The organism is uncultured Thiodictyon sp., assembly GCF_903828115.1.
In the GTDB taxonomy this organism is placed as follows: domain Bacteria; phylum Pseudomonadota; class Gammaproteobacteria; order Chromatiales; family Chromatiaceae; genus Thiodictyon.
In genome coordinates this window covers 1-2545 of record NZ_CAIKKU010000690.1, presented here as the reverse complement: position 1 = coordinate 2545, position 2545 = coordinate 1, and the positions used below count along the sequence as shown (strand labels likewise).

The 2545-nt window shown below is 69.2% G+C and carries 2 protein-coding genes; both read left to right on the top strand.

Translation table 11 applies throughout. The features are described 5' to 3' along the window. The first annotated feature begins 138 nt into the window (after positions 1-138). Positions 139-1626 (top strand): IS21 family transposase, encoded by a 1488-nt coding sequence (istA, locus tag QZY48_RS26040; RefSeq protein WP_295436436.1) that lies wholly within the window; start codon positions 139-141, stop codon positions 1624-1626. A 1-nt stretch (position 1627) separates the two neighbouring features. Next, positions 1628-2422 (top strand): IS21-like element helper ATPase IstB, encoded by a 795-nt coding sequence (gene istB, locus QZY48_RS26035; protein ID WP_295436435.1) that lies wholly within the window; start codon positions 1628-1630, stop codon positions 2420-2422. Positions 2423-2545 lie beyond the last annotated feature (123 nt).

Below are 2545 nucleotides of genomic sequence, written 5' to 3'. Positions count from 1 at the left end.
TGTTTAGTGACAATTATCTTGACCGGTCAGTGACAACTATCTTGGCCGGTCAGAGGTAAGCTGCCGGACATTTTTTTGCCGCGGGAAGGCGCGCAGATGTCGGGTAAACGCATCACTAGACAGCAGGTTGGGTTGTACATGAAGGGTCGAGCAGAGGGTCAGAGTCAGGCACGGGCGGCGGCCAAGGCCGGGGTGTCGGAGCGCAGCGCCCGGCGCGTGGAGGGCGGGGACGTGAGCGTCCTGTCGGGGCAGCAACGGCACTGGCGCACGCGCCAGGACCCGTTTGCGGGGGTGTGGGAGAGCGAGATCGTCCCGTTGCTGGAGGCGCAGCCGAAGTTGACGGCCACCACCTTGTTTGAAGCCTTGCAGGAGCGCTACCCGGAGCGCTACGGCAACGGCAAGAAGCGCACCTTCCAGCGTCGGGTGACCCGCTGGAAGGCGTTGTACGGGCCGGACCGGGAGGTCATGTTCCGCCAGGTGCAGGAGCCCGGGCGCCAGGGCTTGTCCGACTTCACCGAACTCAAGGACCTGGTGGTGACCATCGCCGGGTCGGTCTTGGGCCATCGTCTCTACCACTTTCGGCTGGCGTACAGTGGTTGGAGCTATGTGTCGGTGGTGCTCGGCGGGGAGAGCTTCACCGCCTTGGCCGAGGGGCTGCAGGCGGCCCTGTGGCGCCTGGGCGGGGCGCCGCGCGAGCACCGCACCGACAGCCTGTCGGCCGCCTACCGCAACCTCACGGCGGACGACCAGGTGGATCTGACCACGCGCTACGACCAGTTATGCGCGCATTACGGGATGGTTCCCACCCGCAACAACCGTGGCGTGAGTCACGAGAACGGCGCGGTCGAGTCGCCCCATGGACACCTCAAGCGGCGCCTCGCCCAAGCCCTGTTGCTGCGCGCGTCGGCCGACTTTGCCAGCCTGGCGGACTACCGCACCTGGCTCGACGCCCTGGTGGTGCGCTTCAATCGCCGCTGTGGCGAGGCCTTCGCCATTGAGCGGGAGCACCTCCAGGCGTTGCCGCCCCAGCGCACCACCGACTACAGCGAGCAGGTCGTGCGGGTGACCACCAGCAGCACCATTGAGGTCCAGCGCGTCCTCTACACGGTCCCCTCGCGCCTGATCGGCGAGCGCCTGCGCGTGCACCTGTACGACGACCGCCTCGAAGGGTTCCTGGGGGCCGCCCCGGCGGTCACCCTCCCGCGCTTGCACGCGCGTGCCCCGGCCCGCGCCCGTTGCATCGACTACCGTCATGTTATCGCCGCCCTGGTGCGCAAACCGCAGGCCTTCCGCGCGTCCCAATGGCGCGACGAGTTGCTGCCGACACCGGCCTACCATGCCATCTGGCAGCATCTGGATACCCACCTGGAGGCACGGGCGGCCTGCAAACACATCGTCGGCATCCTGGCCGTGGCCGCGCAGGGCGACTGCGAGCACGCCTTGGGGGACTACCTGCTGGAACGCTTCGCGGCCGCCGAGATCCCCGCCCTGCATACCCTCCAACAGCGCTTCGCACCCGCCGCCTACGCCCCCGCCCGGCCCCTGGCCGGGGGTGAGCCCCAGCACCCGCTGCACGCCTACGACCGGTTGTTGCCGTCCCAGGACCGCGCCGTGGAGGTCCACTGACATGGCCCACCCCGCGACCTTACCGCTGCTGCTGCGCCAGTTGAAGCTCGCCAGCATGGCCCGTCACTGGCAGGCCGTGCTGGCACAAGCCGAGCGCCACGGCTGGGATGGCGCCCGCTACCTCAGCGCCCTGTGCGAGCAGGAACTGGCGGATCGCGACAGCCGCCGCACCGCCCGCTACGCCAAAGACGCCCACTTGCCGGCCGGCAAAAGCCTCGCCCGCTTCGACTTCGCGGCCGTCCCCACGCTGGCCCGCGGCCCCCTTGAAGCCCTGGCCAGCAGCGGCGACTGGACCCGCCAGGCCCACAACGTGCTGCTGTTCGGTCCCAGCGGGGTGGGCAAGACCCACCTGGCCGCCGCCATCGGCCATGGCCTGACCGAGCAGGGGGTGCGGGTGCGCTTCACCGCCACCACCGTCCTGGTGCAGCAGCTGCAACTGGCCCGTGGGCAGTTGCGTCTGGAAGACGCCTTGGACAAGCTCGACAAATACGCCGTGCTGATCCTCGACGACTTCGGCTATGTCAAAAAAAGCGAGCAAGAGACCCAGGTCTTGTTTGAACTGATCGCCCACCGCTACGAGCGCACCAGCCTGATCATCACCTCCAACCAGCCGTTTGCCGACTGGGACCGCATTTTCCCCGACCAGATCATGACCGTCGCGGCCATCGACCGCCTGGTCCACCACGCCAGCATCATCGAGGTCAGCAGCGACAGCTATCGCCGCAAGCAGGCGCTGGATCGCCTCGCCGCCACCCCCGCACCGACCGCGGCACCGCCCACCGGCCTGCCCGCCTGAGGTCACCCGGGCGCCCCACACGGCCGGATCCTCAACCCCCGCCCCCGCCCCGGCGCCGGCCGCCGCGCCCCTGGCGGGGCCGCGCACGGCCAGTCGCCCTTCGGGCTCCTAGCCGTGCGCGGC